The organism is Actinomadura sp. 9N407 (assembly GCF_044326315.1).
Classification (GTDB): domain Bacteria; phylum Actinomycetota; class Actinomycetes; order Streptosporangiales; family Streptosporangiaceae; genus Spirillospora.
The window spans coordinates 283,672-302,672 of the sequence record NZ_JBIRAW010000009.1 but is presented as its reverse complement, the minus strand read 5'-3'; the positions used below and the strand labels follow the sequence as shown (position 1 = coordinate 302,672).

Annotated in this window: 18 protein-coding genes; 11 read left to right on the top strand and 7 right to left on the bottom strand. The window is 73.3% G+C overall.

The window, feature by feature from the left end:
* Nucleotides 1–78 precede the first annotated feature (78 nt).
* The 9 genes from ACH34Q_RS17325 (at nt 79) to ACH34Q_RS17285 (ending at nt 10,582) form a co-directional block, all read left to right on the top strand.
* Nucleotides 79–900 carry an ABC transporter permease gene (locus ACH34Q_RS17325; protein WP_395984003.1) on the top strand — a complete coding sequence of 274 codons (822 nt, stop codon included), beginning with the start codon at nt 79–81 and terminating at the stop codon, nt 898–900.
* Nucleotides 897–2,144: an MCE family protein gene (locus ACH34Q_RS17320; protein WP_395983982.1), complete on the top strand. Its 1,248-nt coding sequence runs from the start codon at nt 897–899 to the stop codon at nt 2,142–2,144. The genes ACH34Q_RS17325 and ACH34Q_RS17320 overlap by 4 nt, the downstream gene beginning before the upstream one ends.
* On the top strand, nt 2,141–3,163 hold the full coding sequence (locus ACH34Q_RS17315; protein WP_395983981.1) for an MCE family protein: 1,023 nt from the start codon (nt 2,141–2,143) through the stop codon (nt 3,161–3,163). The genes ACH34Q_RS17320 and ACH34Q_RS17315 overlap by 4 nt, the downstream gene beginning before the upstream one ends.
* Nucleotides 3,160–4,137, top strand: coding sequence for an MCE family protein (locus ACH34Q_RS17310; RefSeq protein ID WP_395983980.1), 978 nt, complete (start codon nt 3,160–3,162; stop codon nt 4,135–4,137). The genes ACH34Q_RS17315 and ACH34Q_RS17310 overlap by 4 nt, the downstream gene beginning before the upstream one ends.
* Before the next feature lie 8 nt (nt 4,138–4,145).
* Nucleotides 4,146–5,336: an MCE family protein gene (locus ACH34Q_RS17305; protein WP_395983979.1), complete on the top strand. Its 1,191-nt coding sequence runs from the start codon at nt 4,146–4,148 to the stop codon at nt 5,334–5,336.
* Complete coding sequence (locus tag ACH34Q_RS17300) at nt 5,333–6,643, top strand: MCE family protein (RefSeq protein ID WP_395983978.1); 1,311 nt, start codon at nt 5,333–5,335, stop codon at nt 6,641–6,643. Before ACH34Q_RS17305 ends, ACH34Q_RS17300 begins: the two co-directional genes overlap by 4 nt.
* Nucleotides 6,640–7,107: a hypothetical protein gene (locus ACH34Q_RS17295; RefSeq protein ID WP_395983977.1), complete on the top strand. Its 468-nt coding sequence runs from the start codon at nt 6,640–6,642 to the stop codon at nt 7,105–7,107. The genes ACH34Q_RS17300 and ACH34Q_RS17295 overlap by 4 nt, the downstream gene beginning before the upstream one ends.
* A 317-nt stretch (nt 7,108–7,424) precedes the next feature.
* Nucleotides 7,425–7,886: a hypothetical protein gene (locus tag ACH34Q_RS17290; protein WP_395983976.1), complete on the top strand. Its 462-nt coding sequence runs from the start codon at nt 7,425–7,427 to the stop codon at nt 7,884–7,886.
* A gap of 152 nt (nt 7,887–8,038) precedes the next feature.
* Nucleotides 8,039–10,582: a DUF4118 domain-containing protein gene (locus ACH34Q_RS17285; RefSeq protein WP_395983975.1), complete on the top strand. Its 2,544-nt coding sequence runs from the start codon at nt 8,039–8,041 to the stop codon at nt 10,580–10,582.
* A gap of 13 nt (nt 10,583–10,595) precedes the next feature.
* Here the strand turns inward: ACH34Q_RS17285 and ACH34Q_RS17280 are convergent, their stop codons facing one another.
* The 3 genes from ACH34Q_RS17280 to ACH34Q_RS17270 all read right to left on the bottom strand — a co-directional run bounded on the left by ACH34Q_RS17280 (nt 10,596) and on the right by ACH34Q_RS17270 (nt 13,670).
* The gene (locus tag ACH34Q_RS17280) at nt 10,596–11,201 is read right to left on the bottom strand and encodes a flavodoxin family protein (protein WP_395983974.1); all 606 of its coding nucleotides are present in this window, start codon (nt 11,199–11,201) and stop codon (nt 10,596–10,598) included.
* Nucleotides 11,198–12,664 (bottom strand): aminotransferase class I/II-fold pyridoxal phosphate-dependent enzyme, encoded by a 1,467-nt coding sequence (locus ACH34Q_RS17275; protein ID WP_395983973.1) that lies wholly within the window; start codon nt 12,662–12,664, stop codon nt 11,198–11,200. The genes ACH34Q_RS17280 and ACH34Q_RS17275 overlap by 4 nt, the downstream gene beginning before the upstream one ends.
* 115 nt (nt 12,665–12,779) lie before the next feature.
* Nucleotides 12,780–13,670 carry an SDR family oxidoreductase gene (locus ACH34Q_RS17270; protein ID WP_395983972.1) on the bottom strand — a complete coding sequence of 297 codons (891 nt, stop codon included), beginning with the start codon at nt 13,668–13,670 and terminating at the stop codon, nt 12,780–12,782.
* A gap of 84 nt (nt 13,671–13,754) precedes the next feature.
* On the opposite strand from ACH34Q_RS17270, the gene ACH34Q_RS17265 reads away from it, so the two are divergent.
* Nucleotides 13,755–14,678 (top strand): phosphotransferase, encoded by a 924-nt coding sequence (locus ACH34Q_RS17265; RefSeq protein WP_395983971.1) that lies wholly within the window; start codon nt 13,755–13,757, stop codon nt 14,676–14,678.
* Nucleotides 14,679–14,688: 10 nt separating this feature from the next.
* Here the strand turns inward: ACH34Q_RS17265 and ACH34Q_RS17260 are convergent, their stop codons facing one another.
* Together ACH34Q_RS17260 and ACH34Q_RS17255 are read right to left on the bottom strand one after the other, a co-directional pair.
* Complete coding sequence (locus ACH34Q_RS17260) at nt 14,689–15,642, bottom strand: anti-sigma factor RsbA family regulatory protein (RefSeq protein ID WP_395983970.1); 954 nt, start codon at nt 15,640–15,642, stop codon at nt 14,689–14,691.
* Nucleotides 15,643–15,874: 232 nt separating this feature from the next.
* The gene (locus tag ACH34Q_RS17255) at nt 15,875–16,984 is read right to left on the bottom strand and encodes a glutamate--cysteine ligase (protein WP_395983969.1); all 1,110 of its coding nucleotides are present in this window, start codon (nt 16,982–16,984) and stop codon (nt 15,875–15,877) included.
* Between the two features lie 224 nt (nt 16,985–17,208).
* Here ACH34Q_RS17255 and ACH34Q_RS17250 point away from each other — a divergent pair, with 224 nt between their 5' ends.
* Nucleotides 17,209–17,352, top strand: a complete 144-nt coding sequence (locus ACH34Q_RS17250; protein WP_395983968.1) for a hypothetical protein — start codon at nt 17,209–17,211, stop codon at nt 17,350–17,352.
* A gap of 25 nt (nt 17,353–17,377) precedes the next feature.
* Here the strand turns inward: ACH34Q_RS17250 and ACH34Q_RS17245 are convergent, their stop codons facing one another.
* Together ACH34Q_RS17245 and ACH34Q_RS17240 are read right to left on the bottom strand one after the other, a co-directional pair.
* Complete coding sequence (locus ACH34Q_RS17245) at nt 17,378–17,587, bottom strand: HGxxPAAW family protein (protein WP_395983967.1); 210 nt, start codon at nt 17,585–17,587, stop codon at nt 17,378–17,380.
* A gap of 178 nt (nt 17,588–17,765) precedes the next feature.
* Nucleotides 17,766–18,944, bottom strand: a complete 1,179-nt coding sequence (locus ACH34Q_RS17240; RefSeq protein ID WP_395983966.1) for an acyl-CoA dehydrogenase family protein — start codon at nt 18,942–18,944, stop codon at nt 17,766–17,768.
* Nucleotides 18,945–19,001: the final 57 nt, after the last annotated feature.

Genomic DNA, 19,001 nt, shown 5'->3' with positions numbered 1-19,001 from the left:
CGCGCGCCCGCCCGTCCGCTGGAAGGCCCGGAGCCCGGCGAACCGGAGCCGGGCGAACCGGCGGCGGCCGCGAGACGGATGCTCGCCCGCGCCGCCCTGCGCCCGGTCGACGCGCTGTGCGATCTCGGCCGCCGGCTGGCCTTCCACACCCGGGCGCTCGGCTGGTCATGGCGGGTGGCGCTGCGCTACAAGACCGAGGTCGCCCGGTCGCTCGCCGAGATCAGCATGGGCACCGGCGGGCTGGCGGTCGTCGGCGGCAGCGTCGTGATCGTCTCGTTCCTCACCTTCTTCAGCGGCACCGAGGTGGGCCTGCAGGGGTTCAACGCGCTCGACCAGCTCGGCGCGGCGGCGTTCACCGGATTCGTGGCCGCCTACTTCAACACCCGGGAGGTCGCGCCGATCATCTCGGCGATCGCGCTGTCGGCCACCGTCGGCTGCGGCTTCACCGCCCAGCTCGGCGCGATGCGGATCAGCGAGGAGATCGACGCGCTGGACGTCATGGCGGTACCGCCGCTGCCGTTCCTGGTGACCACCCGGGTGCTGGCGGGCGTGCTGGCGATCGTCCCGCTCTACCTGGCCGGGCTGCTGTCCTCGTTCGTGTCCACCCGGCTGATCGTGACCGTGCTGTTCGGCCAGTCGGCCGGGACCTACGACCACTACTTCACGCTGTTCCTGCTGCGCGGCGACGTGCTGTGGTCGTTCGGCAAGACGGTCGTGTTCGCGGTGATGATCATCATGATCCACTGCTACCACGGCTACCACGCGAGCGGTGGCCCGGCCGGGGTCGGGCTGGCGGTGGGCCGGGCGGTACGGGCCGGGCTGGTGGCCGTGATCATCTGCGACCTGCTGCTCAGCACCGCGATCTGGGGCTCCACCATGACCGTCCGGATCGCGGGGTGAGCGCGGTGGGAGCGGCCGCGGGGGAGCGGCTGCGGTACGGCTCGTACGGGCTGGCCGCCATCGCCGCGCTGGTGGCGTTCGTCGCCCTGGTGATCGCGATCTACAACAAGGCGTTCATCCCGGTCGCCCGGGTCACGCTGCTGGTGGACCGGGCCGGCATGCAGCTGCTGCCGCGCTCGGACGTGAAGCTGCGGGGGCTGATCGTCGGCGAGGTGCGCGGCATCCGTTCCGTACGCGACGGGGCCGCCCTCGACCTGGCGCTCGACCCCGACCGGATACGGCTCGTCCCCGGCGACGTCTCGGCGCGGCTGCTGCCCAAGACGCTGTTCGGGGAGAAGTACGTCGATCTCGTGGCGCCCGACGCCCCGGCCCGCCGGCCGCTGCGCGACGGCGACGTCATCGGCCAGGACCGTTCGGCCACCGCGGTCGAGCTCACCCGCGTTCTGGACGATCTCATGCCCATCCTGCGGACGCTGCGGCCCGACAAGGTCAACGCCACGCTCAACGCGCTGGCCGGCGCGCTGCGGGGCCAGGGCGAGCGGCTCGGGCGGACGATCGAGGCCGCGGACGGCTACCTGCGGAAACTCGGCCCCCTCGTACCGGATCTCCTGCACGACGTCCGGGCGCTGGGGGAGGCCGCCGAGATCTACGCCGATGCCACCCCCGACCTGATGCGGCTGCTGCGCGACCTGACGTTCACCGCCCGCACCGTCGTGGCCGAACGCACGACGCTCGCCACCATGCTGCAGGAGGCCACCGGCGCGGCGGGTTCCGTACGCGGGCTCCTCGACCGCAACGCCGCCCCTATCGAGGGGGTCAACATCGCCTCCCGTCGCGCCCTCGCCCTGGCCGCCCGCTACTCGCCGACGTTCCCGTGCGTCATCGAAGGACTGGTGGCGCTGAAACCCCGCCTGGAAGAGGCCATCGGCGGTGCGCAACCGGGCGTACGGGCAACGGTCGAGCTCGTACGCCCCAGGCCCGCGTACCAGCCGGGCAAGGACGAGCCCCGCTTCGGCGACCACCGCGACCCGCGCTGCTACGGGCTGCCCAAGACCGCCACACCCTTCCCGCACCACAGCGTCCTCGACGGCGTCCAGGACGACGGGCACCCCGTGCTGGGCGAGAAGCGTCTCCTCGGAGGGGCTCTCGCGCCGGTGCTCGGTGTCCCCGCCGAGCAGGTCCCCGACATCGCCTCGCTGCTGTACGGGCCGCTCGCACGCGGAAAGGTGGTGACGATGCGATGACCGACGACGCCCTCAGGACGGCGTCCGCCGCCGTCAAGCTGTCGATCTTCGTCGCGGTCACCACCGCCGCGACCGTGGTGCTCGCGTTCACCATGTCCGGGGCGCGGTTCACCGCGACGTACCGCTACCACGCGGTGTTCAGCGACGTCACCGGCCTGGTGAGCGGCGACGAGGTGCGCATCGCGGGCGTGCGGGTCGGGCAGGTCTCCGGCCTGCGGATCCACCGCGGCACCCAGGCGCTCGTGACGTTCACGGCCGACCGGAGCCGCCCGCTGCCCGCCGGCACGCGGGCCGCCATCCGCTACCGCAACCTTCTCGGCCAGCGCTACCTGTCGCTGGCCGAGGGACGGGGAAGCGGCGCCCGCCTGCGTCCCGGGGCGACCATCCCGCTGTCCGGCACCGAGCCCGCGCTCGACCTGACCGCGCTGTTCAACGGCTTCCGCCCGCTGCTGCGCGCGCTCGAGCCCAAGGACGTCAACCGGCTCGCCGGCGAGATCATCCAGGTGCTGCAGGGCGAGGGCGGCACGGTCACCGCACTGCTGGCCCACATCGGCTCGCTCACCGGAACGCTCGCCGACCGCGACGCCGTCATCGGCCGCGTCGTCGGCAACGTCACCACGGTGCTGGCCACCCTCGACCGGAACGGGTCCCGCCTGTCGGAGCTGATCGTACGGCTCCGCGACCTCGCCTCCGGGCTGAAGGGGGACCGGCACGCCATCGGCGATTCTCTCGTGGCCATGGACCGGCTCACCGGCGCCACCGCGGGCCTGCTGGAAGAGGCCAGGCCGCCCCTGCGTGATGACATCGCCAAGCTGGGCAAGGTCTCCCGGACCCTCGCCGCCGACCGCGAGATGCTCGACGCCGTCCTGCGCCATCTGCCGGACCGGCTGAACGCGCTGGCCCGGACCACCGGATACGGCTCCTGGCTCAACGGCTACCTGTGCGGCCTGGACGTCCGGGTCGCCGGGCCGCTCCTCACTCCCGAGATCGGCAACGGGGCCGCGAGGTGCGCGCCATGAGCCGGGCGGCACTGCGGCCCCATCCGGTCCGCGCCGGGATCATCGGGATCGCGGTCATCGCACTGGCGCTCCTGGTCGGGCTGAACACGCAGCGGCTGCCGCTGATCGGTGGCGGCGGCACCTATTCGGCGGCGTTCGCCGAAGCCGCCGGGCTGCGGCCCAAGGAGGAGGTCCGCATCGCCGGCGTCAAGGCCGGCACCGTCACCGGCGTGCGCCTCGAACGCGGCCATGTCCGGGTGGACTTCCGCGTCGACCGCGGCATCGCGTTCGGTACGCGCACCCGGGCCGAGATCAAGATCAAGACCCTTCTCGGCACGCACTACCTGGCGCTCCTGCCGGCCGGCCCCGGCCGCTGGCCGCACGACCGGCAGATCCCGGTCGGCCGTACCGCCGTACCGTACGAGATCGTCCCGGCGGTGGGCGGGCTCGCCCGCGACCTCGGGGAGATCGACGCCCGCCGGCTGGCCGCCTCGTTCGACGTCCTGTCCGGCGCGTTCGAGAACTCACCCGAGGAGGTCCGCGCGTCGCTGCGCGGGCTGAGCCGCCTGTCGCGGACGATCGCCACCCGCGACCGCGAGCTGAACCGGATGCTCGTGCACGCCCGGAACGTCAGCGGGCTGTTCGCCGATCGGCGCACCGACCTGGCCGTTCTGGTGGCCGACGCCGGCGCCGTCCTCCGCGAGCTGCACCGCCGCCGCGAGGTGATCCACCAGGTCCTGGTGAACACCACCCGGCTGGCCCGGCAGATCGAGGGCCTGGTCGCTGACAACGAGCGGGAGATCGGCCCGGCGCTGCGGCACCTGCACACCGTCGTCGGCGTCCTGCGCCGCCACCGCGACGGCATCGAACGAGCCGCCCGGCTGTACGGCCCGGTGGCCGAGAGGCTCGCCGACGCCACCGGCTCCGGCCGATGGATCGACGCCTACCTGCAGAACATCGTCCCGGTCCCGCCCACGGTCGACCCACCGAGATGAGGAGCCCCGTGGTGCAGAGCCTCGTGGTGAAGAGCCCCGTGGTGAAGGGCGCAGTGGTGAAGGGCGCAGTGGTGAGGGGGCTGCTGGTGGTGAGGAGGGTTGTGATGGGCCATGCCGGGATGGGCAGCGCCGAGATGGGGGGTGCCGAGTCCGGATCGTTCCGGCGCCGCGTCGGCGTGCTGCTCGTCGCCCTGGTGCTGTCGGCCGGGTGCGAGTTCCAGGGGGTCGGCTCGCTGCCGCTGCCGGGCGGGCCGGACACCGGCCCGGGGGCCTACACGGTACGGGTGGAGTTCGCCAACGTCCTCGACCTGGTGCCCAACTCGGTGGTCAAGGTGCATGACGTCACGGTGGGCCGGGTGACGAGGGTCGGCCTGGACGGCTGGCGGGCCACCGTCACCTGCCTGCTCCGGCGCGATGTCGTCCTGCCGGCCAACGCCACGGCGGCGATCTCCCAGACCAGCCTGCTCGGGGAGAAGTTCGTGGCGCTCGCCCCGCCGCCCGGCATGCGACAACAGGGGCGGCTCGGTGACGGCGCGGTGATCCCGCTGGCGAGCACGTCCCGTACCACCGAGGTCGAGGAGGTGCTGTCGGCCCTGTCGCTGCTGGTCAACGCGGGCGGCCTGGAGCAGCTGTCCACGATCACCAAGGAGCTGAACGGGGCACTGCACGGCCGCGAGGCCACCGTGCGCCGCTTCCTGGAGAACCTCGAGGATCTGGTCGGCCGGGTCGACCGGCAGCGGCATGTGATCGTCCGGGCGATCGACGGGCTCGACCGGCTGAGCGGGCGGCTGGCCAGGGAGCGGACGGCCATCGCCGCCGCCGTCGACCGTACGGCCCCGGCCGCCGGGATCCTCGCCGGCCAGCGGTCGCGGCTCACGAAGCTGCTGACCGGCGTCGACCGGCTCAGCGAGGTGGCGGTACGCGTGATCGACCGCTCGGGCGAGTCCACGGTGGCCAACCTCCGCGCGCTGCAGCCGATCCTGGGCAACCTCGACAAGGCCGGCCGGCAGCTCCCGGAAGCGCTGTCGATGCTGCTGACCCTGGGCCTGCCTCCGACGATGGACCGCGCCTTCCGCGGCGACTACGTCAACGTCTTCGCCACCGTCGATCTCCATGTGGGCGGCACGCTGAACAATCTCCTTGGCGGGCGGCCCGCCGGGGGGCTGTCCGGCCTGCTCGGGGGAGGGCCGGGGCGGTGATCCTCACGCGCGGCATCCGGATCCGGCTCGCCATCCTGGCCGTACTGACGGCCGCCGGGCTCGCCCACACCTCGATTTCGGTGCTCGGCGTCGGCCGGGGGCTGGTGGTCGAGCGGTACCGGGCCTACGTCGACCTGGCGGGTTCGGGCGGCCTCTTCACCAACGCCGAGGTGACGTACCGCGGCGTGACCGTGGGGCGGGTCGGTCCCCTGCGGCTGACCGCCGACGGCGTACGCGCCCGGCTGGATCTGGAACGGGGCCCCGCCATCCCCGCCGACACCCTGGCCGTGGTCGCCAACCGTTCCGCCGTGGGCGAGCAGTACATCGACCTGCGGCCCCGGCGCGGCGGCGGTCCCTTCCTGGCCGAGGGGAGCGTGATAGCCCGCGCCGACACGCGGCTGCCGGTCCCGACCGTCGCGCTGCTGCGCAACGCCGACCGGCTGCTGAGGTCGGTGAACACCCGCGATCTGGGCATCGTGATCGACGAGCTCGACCGGGCGTTCGCCGGGACCGGGCCCGAGCTGGGACGGATCCTGGACGCCACCGGCGAACTCGTCCAGGCGGCCGAGCGGGGCCATCGCGACACCGCGCTGCTGATCGAGTCCGGCCGGACCGTACTGGACACCCAGGTCCGTTCCGGCGACGCCATCCGCGGCTTCGCCCGTGACCTGTCCGCGCTCGCCGGCGAGATCCGCCGCTCCGACCCGTACCTGCGCGGCACGCTCCGGCACGCGATACCCGCGTCGGTGGAGGCGAGTGACGCCGTGCGCCGCTTGTCCCCGACACTGCCGGTGCTCCTCGCCAACCTCACCACGGCCGGCCAGGTCGTCACCACCCGGCTGCCCGGCGTCCGCCAGCTCCTGATCACCGCGCCGCTGCTGGTCGGCGACCTGTCCACCGTGCTCCCGGGCGACGGCACCCTGCACGTCGGGCTCGCGCTGAACGTGAACGCCCCGCCCGCGTGCCGTACGGGCTACGAGAAGGCCGTGGCCCGCTACCCCCAGGACATCACGCCCATCCCGGCCGAACTCGAAGCGGCCTGCGCCGAGACGGAGGACCCCGCCATAGCCGTGCGCGGCTCACGCCACGTACCGGAACCGGACCCGGCTCCCCGGCTGCCGCCGGGCGCGACCGAGGGCGCCGGGACCACTCCGGCCAGGACGTTCCTCGCCGGATACGACCCTGACAGCCGGCTCTTCGCCGGACCGGACGGACGACGCCACCGGCTGGGCCGTACAGGCGGCCAGCCACCGATGACGGGAGACGCCGCATGGCATTGGCTGCTGCTCGGCCCACTCGCCGGATGACGGCCGCGATCGCCGCGCTGATCGTGGCCACGCTGTCCGCGGCCGCGATCCACCAGGGACTGGCGGCCAGGACACTGGCCGCCGGCCAAGCCGACCGCCAGGCCGCCCTGTCGGCGTCGCGCCACCTCATCACGAACATGTTCTCGCTCGATCACCGCACCGCCGACCGCGACATCGGCCGCGCACTGTCCGGCCTCACCGGCAAGGCCAGGGAGGAATTCGTCGCCGCCACCCCGAAACTCAAGTCCCAGCTCGTCCAGCGGCGGACGACCTCGACCATCACCGTCCTCGCCACGGGCCTGACCTCCTTGAAAGGCGATTCGGCCCGCACCCTGGTCACCGCCGACGGCACCGTCAGGACCCCCGAAGTCCCGAAAGGCGCGACCAAGTATTACCGCTGGTCCCTGGACCTGACCCGGACCGATGATCGCTGGCTCGTCTCCTCCCTGACCCTGGTGCCATGACCTTCACATTTCGCCGCGGCGACCCCACGAACCACTCCGACCCCACGAATCACGCCGACTCCACGAATCACGCCGACTCCACGAATCACGCCGACTCCACGAATCACGCCGACTCCACGAATCACGCCGACTCCACAGACCATTCCAAGCCCTCAAGCGCCGAAAGCGAGAACGGCGCGGAGAACACGGAAATGGCAGCCGCCGTCCCTGCCGATGACATAAGCGTCCCCGATGAGCCAGCCCCGACCGACGCGGAAACCGCCCCCGCATCCACCGCCGGAGCTCACCGGGGATTGGTGGTCCTGATCGGTGCGCTGATGCTTTCGGCGGTCGCCCTGGCCGGTACGGCGTGGAAACTCTCGGAGCGGGCCGAACGCGGCCGCGAGACCGTACGGGCCGCGGCCGATGCCCGTGCCGCGGCTCAGTCCGGTGCCCGCGACATCCTGTCCTACGACCACCGGACCCTGGAAGCCGACATCACCCGCGCCGGGAAGCTCATGACGGCGGGCTTCAAGCGGAAGTACGACGCGCTCATGACCGGGGCGACCGCCCCGCAGGCTCGGCGCGACAAGGCCGTCGTGCACTCCGAGGCCGTCGCCTCGGGAGTCGAGACCGCCGCGCCCCGCCGGGTGGTCGTGCTCGTCTACATCGACCAGTGGACGGTCAAGGAGGGAGACCGGATACCGAGGATCGACCAGCAGCGAGCCCGGCTGACCCTGGTCAGGTCCGGTACGCGATGGCTCGTCGACGACATCACCACCCCTGGCCCGCGCGGCTGAGCGGCTCCTGGTGACGTAGCGTGGCGCTCTGGGTTTCATGAGCGCGCCCGTCGTGAGCGTGCGGGGGCTCGGCATCGCGCTCGACAGGGACAGCGCTCGACGGGGACAGCGCTCGAAAGGGACAGCGCTCGAAACGGACGAGGAGGACGACCATGCGCCGGGGGCGGCTCCGCGTCTACCTGGGGGCGGCCCCCGGCGTGGGCAAGACCTACGCCATGCTCGCCGAGGCGCACCGCCGCGCCGAACGCGGGACGGACGTGGTCGTCGGCTATGTGGAGACCCACGACCGGCCGCGTACGGCCGCCCTGCTGGAGGGCCTGGAGACCGTTCCGCGACGTTGCGTGGCGTACCGGGGCTCGGAGTTCACCGAGCTGGACGTGGACGCGGTGCTGGCCCGGTCCCCGCGCGTCGCGCTGATCGACGAGCTGGCCCACACCAATGTGCCGGGTTCGGTGAACGGCAAGCGCTGGCAGGACGTCGAGCGGCTGCTGGACGCGGGCATCGACGTCATCTCCACGGTCAACGTCCAGCATCTGGAGTCGCTGAACGACGTCGTCGAGGAGATCACCGGGGTCGCGCAGCGGGAGACCGTCCCGGACGAGGTGGTCCGGCGCGCCGAGCAGGTCGAGCTGGTCGACATGACGCCCGAGGCGCTGCGCCGCCGGATGGCGCACGGCAATGTCCACGCGCCCGAGCGGGTCGACGCGGCGCTGTCGAACTACTTCCGGGTCGGCAACCTCACCGCGCTGCGCGAGCTGGCGCTGCTGTGGCTGGCCGGCAAGGTCGACGACCAGCTCGACCGCTACCGCACCGACCATGGCATCGCCGGCACCTGGGAGGCCCGGGAACGCGTCGTCGTCGCGCTCACCGGCGGCCCGGAGGGCGAGACGCTGATCCGCCGGGCGGCCCGGATCGCCGCCCGGACCAAGGGTGCCGACCTGCTGGCGGTCCATGTCACCCGCAGCGCCGGGCCGGCCGGGGCGGGCCCGGCCGAGCTGGCCGGGCAGCGGCGGATCGTGGAGGGACTCGGCGGGACGTACCACCAGGTCGTGGGCGACGACGTGTCCCGGGCGCTGATGGAGTTCGCCCGCGCGGTGAACGCGACGCAGCTCGTGCTCGGGGTCTCGCGCAGGCGGCCGTTCGCGCAGCTGCTGCGGCCGGGCATCGGCGTCACGGCCACCGCGCTGTCCGGCTCGATCGACGTGCACATGGTGACGCATGCCCACGCGCGCCAGGGCATCCGCCGTCCCGCCCGGGCCTCCGGGCTGTCGCTGGGGCGCAGACTCGGCGCGTTCGCGCTCTCGGCCGCCGGGCTGCCGCTGCTGACGTTCGCGCTGGTAGGGGTCCGCGACCATGTCACGCTGCCGAGCGACATCCTGTTCTTCCTCGCGGCCGTGGTCGGTATCGCGCTGCTCGGCGGGATGTGGCCCGCCCTGTTCACCGCGGTGGCCGGCTTCCTGCTGCTCAACTGGTACTTCACTCCGCCGTACCACCACTGGACCATCGCCGAGGGCGGCAACCTGTTCGCGCTGGCGGTGTTCGTGCTGGTCGGCGTGGCGGTCAGCGCCGTCGTCGACCGCGCCGCCCGGCGGTCGCGCGAGGCCGCCGAACTGGGGACCGAGGCCGAGGCCCTGTTCACCCTCGCCGGCAACGTACTGCGCGGCGAGCACGCACTGGACGTCCTGCTGTCCCGGCTGCGGGAGACGTTCGGGCTGGACGCGGTCACGCTCCTGGAACGGGTGGACGAGCCGCCCCGCTGGCAGCTGATCGCCACGGCCGGAGGCAGGCCCTGCACCTCGCCCGGCGAGGGGGACACCGAGCTTCCCGTCGGCGACGGGCTCGTCCTGGCCCTGCGCGGCCGCATGCTGCCGGCGGGCGACCGGCGCATCCTGCAGGCGTTCGCCGCCCAGGCCGCCGCCGCGCTGCGCCAGCAGCGGCTGCAGGCGCAGGCCGAACGGGCCCGCCCCCTGGAGGCCGCCGACCGGATGCGCACCGCGCTGCTCAACGCCGTCGGCCATGATCTGCGTACGCCGCTGGCCGCGGCGAAGGCCGCCGTGGACGGCCTGCGCGACACCGGCATCGACTGGACGGCCGAGGAGCGGGCCGAGCTCGCCGACACCGCGAACGAGTCCCTCCTCCGGCTCGACCGGCTGATCGCCAACCTGCTCGACATGAGCCGCCTGCGGGCCGGGGCGCTCGGCATGGTCACCCGGCCGCTGGCCCTGGACGAGATCGTCCCGCCCGCCCTGGACGAACTCGGCCCCCCGGCCCGGCAGGGCGTGCGGGTCGAGATCCCGGCGGACCTGCCCGAGGTCCAGGCCGACGCGGCGCTGCTCGAACGGGTGCTGGTCAACCTCGTCGGCAACGCGCTGCGCTACAGCCCGCCCGGACGGCCCGTGCTGGTGACGGCGGGCGCCATCAAGGACCGGGTGGAGCTGCGGATCGCCGATCGCGGTCCCGGCATCCCGCCGGACGAGCGCGAACGGGTGTTCCGGCCGTTCCAGCGGCTCGACGACCGCGACAACCACACCGGCGTCGGGCTCGGCCTGGCGCTGGCCCGCGGCCTCACCGAGGCGATGCACGGCGAACTCGTCGCCGAGGACACCCCCGGCGGCGGTCTCACCATGATCGTCGTGCTGCCCCTGCCCGGGGAGCCCACGCCCGGGACGTCCGTACCGGAAGAGGGAGCGCCCTGAGGCACCGCCGAGATCAGGACGGCGGGGCGGGAACGGGGCGGGCCGCCAGCGCTTCGGCGGCGGCCACCAGGTTGGACGCCATCGCCCGGCCGGTCGAGGCCGACCAGTCCTTGCCCGCGTCGGAGTCGAGGTAGCTCGAACCCGGTCCGGGGCCCTGGTTCCAGTACGTCCAGGCCTGGCCCGGGATCGTGTAGCCGAACTCGTTCAGGGAGTGCTGGATCTGCCCGATGACGTGGTGCGCGCCGTCCTCGTTGCCGGTGACGACCACGCCCGCGACCCGGTTGAAGCAGATCGGCCGGCCATCGTCGTCGGTCTCCGACAGCATCGCGTCCATCCGCTCGAGCACCCGCTGCGCGATCGAGCACGGATTGGCGGCCCAGGTGGGGGAGGCGATCACCAGGATCTCCGACTCCACCAGGCTGCCGTGGATCCGCGGCCAGTGGTCGCCCTCGCCCATGTCGGTCTTGACGCCGGGCTTGATGTCGTGGTCGACGGCGCGGAACGTCTCGACCTCGACGCCGCGCTTCCCCAGTTCCGCGATCACGATCCCGGCGAGGGCCTCGGTGTTGGACGGCTCGGGCGAGGGCTTGAGCGTGCAGTTGATGACGACGGCCTTCATGGTGTTCCTTTCTGGACGCGGACGGTGTCGAGAGCGGGGTCGGCGGCGTCGGGCACGACCATTCCGGCGGCGACGCCGGTGCGCAGGTACTCCAGCGCGGGCTCGTTGAGGCGCTCGCCGGGCAGCACGGCGGGGATTCCGGGCGGGTACGGGGTCAGCATCTCGGCGCAGATGCGGCCCACCGCCCGGTCCGCCGGGACGTGCTCGGCGGCTCCGAAGAAGGCGTCCCGGGGGACGGTGACCTGCTCCAGCCTCAGCTCGCCCGGATCCGGTACGCGCACGGCCGGGCCGCCGCGCAGTTCGGCCGCGTGCTCGGACACGTAGGTGAGGGCGGCGAGGAGATCGGAGATGGTGTCCTTGTCGTCGGCCTGGGTGATCTGGGCGCTGATGCGGCGGTGGTCGGCCAGGTGCAGGTTGACGCGATGGGTCTCGCGGAGCCGGTCGGCGGCCCGGTAGCCGGAGCAGCCGAGCCCGCTCAGGTCGATGACGATCTGCAGCGGGTCGAGGTCGTACGCCCGGCCGGGGCCGAGGAACTCCTCGCGCTCGACGTGCAGGCCGGGGATCCGCCCGATCTCGGTACGGGCCCGTTCGGCCAGGTCCAGGGCGTGCTGGAGGAGGTCGCGGCCCTGCTCCATCATCTGCCTGCGCCACCCGTCGAGGCCCGCGTACAGCAGCACCGACGGGCTGGTGGTGCCGAGCAGGTCCTCGCGGGCCTTGAGCACGACCGGGTCGACGAGCGATCCCTGCTGGTGGAAGACCGAGCCCTGCTCCAGGCCCATGCCCATCTTGTGCACGCTGGTCACGCACACGTCGGCGCCCGCGTCCATGGCCCAGGACGGCAGATCGGGATGGAACGGCAGGTGCGCGCCCCACGCCTCGTCCACGATCAGCGGGCGGCCGTACCGGTGGCACACGTCGGCGACGGCCGACAGGTTCGCGCAGGTGCCGTACGGTGTGGGACTGGTCACCAGGGCGCCGCGCGCGTCGGGATGCTCCTCGAACCGCGCCGCGAACGTCTCGGCGGATGGCGCGTGCGCCAGATGCCGTTCGGGGTCCCACTGCGGCTCGACCCAGATCGGGCGGACGCCGCTGAGGATGAGCCCGGACACCACCGACTTGTGCGCGTCCCGCCCGACCAGCAGCTTCTCGTCCGGGCCAGCGACCGAGAGCATCGCGCTCTTGACCGACAGGGAGCTTCCGCAGGTGGAGAAGAACGTCTTCTCGGCGTGCACGGCGTCGGCCATGAGCTCCTGGGCGCGCTCCAGGACCCCGTGGGTGGAGCGCCGGTCGTCCAGGCCGGAGATCGCCAGGATGTCCGAGCCGAACACCGCGTCGCCCAGGATCTCGCGTGCCCGCGGGTCGGCGCCCCGGCCCTGCTTGTGGCCGGGCGGTGTGAACGGCGTCTGTCCCTCGTGCCGGTACGCGGCGAGCGCGTCCAGGACGGGGGCCTGCGAATGATCCATGCAGGGCACCTGCCCTGTGGCGCGGGCCTTTAACGGACGAACGCCGTCGGGCGGCGCACACCAGGAGCGTCGCCGGGGGCGCCGTCAGGGTGGCCGCCGGGGTGGCGCCAGGTGCTCAGTCGGTCCTGTCGGCGGCCGCGCCGCCCGCGCCGACCAGGCCGGTCTCGGCCCCGGCCGCCAGCCAGTCGCGCTCGTGACCGGCCATGACGCGCCGCGCGTGCCGGGTGATGATCGCGGGCAGCAGGGCGCGGGCGGCCTGCAGGGCGGGCAGCCAGCGCTGGCCGTACACGTGCGGCCTGCGCCGGGCGACGCCGTCGATGAGCCGCTCGGCCGTGGGCTCCAGCGGGTAGGTGCGGTTGGACGGGAACGGCAGGCCCGCGCGCATCTTGCGGAGCGCGTCGTTCTCGTCGGCGCCGCGCACCATGTCGGTGTCGGTCCAGCTCAGGTAGCCGATCCCGACGCGCATGCCGTGGTGGGCGGTCTCGGCGCGCAGAGAGTGCGCGAACGCCTCGACGCCCGCCTTGCTGGCGCTGTAGGCGGCCATCATGGGGGCGGAGCAGAGCGCGGCCAGGGAGGCGACCTGGAAGAAGTAGCCCTTGCTCTCGCGCAGCGCGGGGACGAACGCGCGGGCGGTGCTGACGCTGCCGAGCAGGTTCACCTCGATGACCCGGTTGAACGTGCGGGGATCGGAGTACTCCACCGGCCCGCCGGTCGCGATACCGGCGTTGGCGATCACCACGTCGATCCGGCCGAAGTGGGCGACGATCTCCTTGGCCACCGTGGCGAGGGTGGCGTCGTCGGTGATGTCGGCCTCCCACCAGCGGGCGCCGTTCCCGCACGTTGCGGCGGTCTTCTCCAGCTCGTCCGGCTCCAGGCCCAGCAGGGCCACCCGGCCGCCGCGGTCCGCGATGCCCTGGGCCAGCAGCGCACCGAGGCCGCGTGCGGCCCCGGTGACGACCACGACCTGGTCGGTGAAGCCCTTGCCCTTGCCGGATCCGATGCCCATATCCGCCGCCTCCGTCGTCCGTTCCGGGAAGCCTAGACCATTGGACTACTTGTCAGTAACAACGGGTTCGGTAGCGTCGTCCCCATGGACGCCTCCGCCCCGGAGTGGGCACCCGAGCACGAGGTCGGCGCGGAGCTGGCGGCCCGGCTGGTGGGGGAGCGGTGGCCGGAGTTCCGCGGCGTCCCCGTGGAGCCGCTGGCCGCAGGCTGGGACAACACCGTCTTCGTGGTCGGCGGCGCGTGGGTCTTCCGCTTCCCGCGCAGGTCGATCGCGGTGCCCCTGCTGGAACGGGAGATCGCCGTGCTGCCGTTCCTGGCACCGCGCCTGCCGCCGGCCATCCCCGTACCGCGGTACGTGGCGCGCGACCCGTCGCCGGACTATCCCTGGCCGTTCTGGGGAGCGCGGATGATCCCTGGACGGGAGCTGGCCGACGCCGGGCTCGGCGAGGACCGGCGGGTGCGGGCGGCGGGCGACGCCGGCCGGTTCCTGCGGGCGCTGCACGATCCGGCCCTGGTCCCGCAGGTGGAGCTGCCGTACGACCCGTTCCGCCGGGCCGATCCGTCCAGCCGCGGTCCCAGGGCCCGTACGAGGCTCGCCGAGCTGGCCCGGCAGGGGCTCTGGGAATCCGATCCGGCCGTCGAGGCACTGCTGGACGCCGCACCGGACGCGCCGGTCCCGGACGGCGCCGTCGTGTGCCATGGCGACCTGCACCCGCGCCATCTCATGATCGGGGAAGGCGGCGCGGTGGCCGGGGTCATCGACTGGGGCGATCTGTGCCTGGGCGATCCGGCGGTCGACCTGTCGCTGGCGTACGGGGCGTTCGCCGGTACGGCCCGCGCCGCCCTGCTGGAGGCCTACGGCCGTCCGGTCGGTGCCGCGCAGGAGACCGCCGCGCGGGTGCTGGCGCTGTTCGTCTGCTCGGCCCTCGCCGAGTACGCGGCGTCGGAGGGGAACGGCGCGCTGCTCGCCGAGGCGCTCGCCGGCATCGGCCGCTCGGCCGCGCCGTAGGCCGCGCGGATCAGATCCTGATGTAGGCGCGGACGGTGGTGCCCTCCGGGCCCGTACGCAGCCGGACCAGGTCGGCGAGATGGTTGACCATGAGCACGCCGCGCCCGCCGTCGGTGCTCAGCCCCACCGGGATCCGGCCGACCAGCGGATCGGTGATCCGGCCGGCGTCGCGGACCTCGCACACCACATGGCCGTTCTCCGACCAGACCCGCAGCACCCCGGTGCCGCCGCCGTGCCGGGCCGAGTTGGCGGCCAGCTCGTTGACCGCCAGCTCCAGATCCCCGGCCCGCCGCTCGCCGAGCCCCAGCTCGCCGCCGATCCGGCGGGCCAGCTCGCGGATCAGCGGAATCGTGTCCAGATCGAACGGCACCGGCTCGACGTCCGGCCGCTCGGGCAGCGGCCGGTTGCAGTCCTCGATCACGCGCTCGGGCGCGAAGTCGGCACTGGCCCGCTCGCCGCCCCGGTCGACGATCACCGGATGGGTGGTGCGCGCGTCCTCGACCGCCTCCCGGCCCAGGCCCGCGACGTCGTACGGGCACAGGATCGTGACGCTGCGGCCCGCGAACGCGAGGTTGATCAGGGCCTCGTGCTGGACGCAGGCGGGGTATTCGGTGGCGGAGCGGCCCGGCCAGATCGGCTCGCCGATGATGCGGACCCGGCCGGCGGCGTGCCGGTCGGCGAACGCGCGCAGCACGCCGGGGATGATCCGGCCGGGATTGCGGCCGGCCTCCGACATGTCGAGCCAGTGGACGCGGGCGGCGGCGTCGCGCGCCGCCTCGCGCACGGCCGACCGCAGCAGCGCCAGCCGGGGCGCCGGGACGGCGACCGCGACGGGCTCGCGCGCGGCGTACCCGTCCAGGATGAACGGCAGCGTGCCGTCGAGGTACTCGTCCTGGTCGCGGTAGAAGAGCGCCGGGTGGGCGAACGACCCTTGGGCCAGGGCCGTGGGCGAGGGTTCGGTCATCGGCCGGCCGCCGTCGGCCGGACCCTGCGCACCACCGGTACTCGCGGATGGTGCAGCGTCATACGTGGTCCTCCCCGAAGCCGGTGCGGCCCGTTCCCCCATCTGACCGCTACCCCGGAGGCATCGGTGAAAACGGGCCCGCGGGGGCCGGCTTCGCCATCGATCGCCATCTGCACCAGGCAGGATAGCGTCCCTTTACCGGGCATATGGGACGGGAGGCGCATCCGGCCCGTCAGCGATCTCCCTCGTGCGGTGGCCCCTCGCTCAGCATGGCCGCGTCCACGACGTCGGTGAGCAGGTCGCGGCGGCGGTAGGCGGCCCGCTGGCGCTGCGCGCCGGTGCCCCGTTCCAGCAGCTCCCGGAGCCCGGCGGCGGCGCGGTCGAGATCACCGGTCTGGACGAGGGCGGGCCGTACATGTGCGAGCAGATCGCCGGCCAGCGCGCGGAACGGCACCGGGCGGCCGGTGCGCACATCGACGCCCGCGCCGGCCAGCCCGTTGCGGGCGGCCAGCCAGTACGCGGCGCGCAGCATCTCCGGCGCGGGGTCCGGTACCGGGTCGCGGGCCTCCACGGCGGCCAGCGACACCTGCACCAGCGCCCGGGTGAGCAGGGCGAACAGCACGGACTCGGCCACGGTCATCGCCACGTCGCCGAGCCTGATCTCCAGGGTGGGCAGCCGCGCCGACGGCCGGACGTCCCAGAAGATCGTCGCGGTGTCCATCAGGGCGCCGCAGCCCAGCAGCGACTCCACCAGCTCCTCGTAGTGCGCCAGCGACCGGAAGACCGGCGGCGGGCCCGCCACCGGCCAGCGCGCCCAGGACATCACCCGCCAGCAGTCGTGCCCGGTGTCGCGGCCGGCCCAGTACGGGGAGTTGGCCGCCAGCGCCAGCAGCGTCGGCAGCCAGGGCCGCAGATGGTTGCTGACCAGGACGGCGCGCTCGGGATCGGGCATCTCGACATGAACGTGGCAGGAGCAGATGCACTGCTCGTCGTCCAGGGCCCGGTAGGTGGCCAGGCTCTCGGCGTACCGGGCGCCCGCGCCGATCGGCGGCGGGAGCAGCTCGCCCAGTACCGGGGTGCCGGTGGCGACCAGCCGCAGCCCCTCGGCCGCCGCGGCCGAGGCCATCGCCGCCCGCATCGAGCGGACCTGCTCGGCCAGCTTGTCGGCGTCGTCGCACGGGGAGGTCTTGGCCTCGGCCAGGAAGTCGATCAGCTCGGTCGAGGCCCGCTCGCCCAGCGCCGCCGCCGCCCGTTCCACCACGGCCGGAGCGCGCGGGACGACCATCCGGGAGCCGGGGTCGGCGACGAAGTACTCTTCCTCGACTCCGAACCTGAGGGCCATCCCACCACCTGGTGCTCGGGGGCGTCGAAGGCGGCCGCGTCATCGTGACGCCACCCCGACGTTACGTGGTGGCGGGCCGGTTCGCACCTACCCGAAGTGCCCGAGCGCCGTGGCGCGGCGGTGCCGCCGGAACAGCCGAGGCGCTTGGTCCCGGTTCGTTCCGTTCCTGGCGGGCAGGCCGACCGGAGGAAGTGACCCCTCGGAAACGCAAGAAGGTGGTGGCGATGTCCGACGGCTCTACCGTGCTCGGACTGCTCCTCGTTCTCGGCGCCGTCGCGATCCTGATCCTCGTCGCGCTGATCTACCTCGGCGGCCGCCGGCAGCGCCCGCCGGACGACGCCGACCCGGCGCACTGGCGCGGCCCGTGAAGAACCGGCCGGTAACGTACCGGCTCTAGGAGCCCGCCCCGTCGGTGACGACGTCGCTCATGATGTCGACGATCCAGGCGACCACGCCGCCGACCGCGATGACCGCGGCGCCGCCCCAGAACATCGGCCAGTTGGGGCCGAGGCACAGCGCCACGCCGGCCACGGTGAAACCGATGAAGATCACGGCCACGGCGACCCAGGACTTCGGCCGTCCCGCGTGGCTGCCAGTCGACATGCGTATTTCCCTCTTGTTCTTCGGCGGTGGGCTACGCGGGAAGAGTAGCAATGCCCGCCGGGAACGCGGATCCGGGGTGCCCCGAGCGCGCCCGCGCGGGTTCCGCGCACGGGCTCACACCACGGGCTCACACCACGGGCTCACACCACGGGCTCACACCACGGGCTCGCGCCCCGGCTCACACGAAGGCGCCCATCCCGGTCGCGGCGCGGCCGACGATCAGCGTGTTGATCTCCCGGGTGCCCTCGTACGAGTAGAGCGCCTCGGCGTCGGCCACGAACCGGCCGATGTCGTAGTCCAGCACGATCCCGTTCCCGGCCATGAGCTCGCGGCCCCAGCCGACGGTCTCGCGCATCCGGCTGGTGCAGTACGCCTTGGCCAGCGCCGAGTGCTCGTCGCGGTAGAGCCCGGCGTCCTGGAGCTGCGCGAGCCGTACGACCATGCCCAGCGTGGCGGTGGCGTTGCCGAGCATCTTGACCAGCAGGTCCTGGACGAGCTGGAACTTGGCGATGGGACGGCCGAACTGCTCGCGCTCGATCGCGTACCGCCGGGCGATCTCGTACGCGGCGAGCATCACGCCCACCGCCTGCCAGGCCACGCCGCTGCGGGTACGGCGCAGGATCGCGGCGGTGTCGCGGAAGCCCTGGGCGCCGGGCAGCCGGTCCGCCTCGGGGACGCGGCAGTCCTCGAACGTCAGGTCCGCGTTCTGCACGGTCCGCAGCGCGATCTTGTTCTCGATCCTCGTCGCGGTGAGGCCGGGGGAGTCCCCGGCCACCACGAAGCCCTTGACCTTCTCGTCGGCCTCGTCCTTGGCCCAGACCACCAGCAGGTCGGCGAACGTGCCGTTGCCGATCCAGCGCTTGGCCCCGTTCAGGATCCAGGTGTCGCCGTCGCGCCGCGCGGTGGTGCGCAGCCCGAGCGCCACGTCCGAGCCGCCGCCGGGCTCGGTGAGCGCGAACGCGCCGATCCGTTCCATCCGCCCTATCGCGGGCAGCCACCGGGCGCGCTGCTCCGGCGAGCCGCAGCGCGCGATGCTGCCCATCGCGAGCCCGGCGTGCACGCCGAAGAAGGTGGCCATGGACGGATCCACCCGGGCCATCTCCAGCGCGAGGAAGCCGGTCAGCAGGCTGCCGGGCGGCTCGCCCGGGCACTCGTCGTAGCTCAGACCGGCGACCCCCAGCCTGCCGAACCCCGGGACGAGCCGGAACGGGAACTCGGCCCGCGCCCAGCAGTCGTTGGCGATCGGCGCGACCTCCGCCTCCAGGAACGTCCGGACGCGTCCCAGGATCTCCCGCTCCCGCTCGTCGAGCAGGTCCTGCATCTGGTAGAGGTCGCCGGGCAGCGGATCAGGATTCATGGGCTCCCTCTTCCCGCACGTCCCGCCCCTAACCGAGCAAGCGCTCCGGTCCGGCGA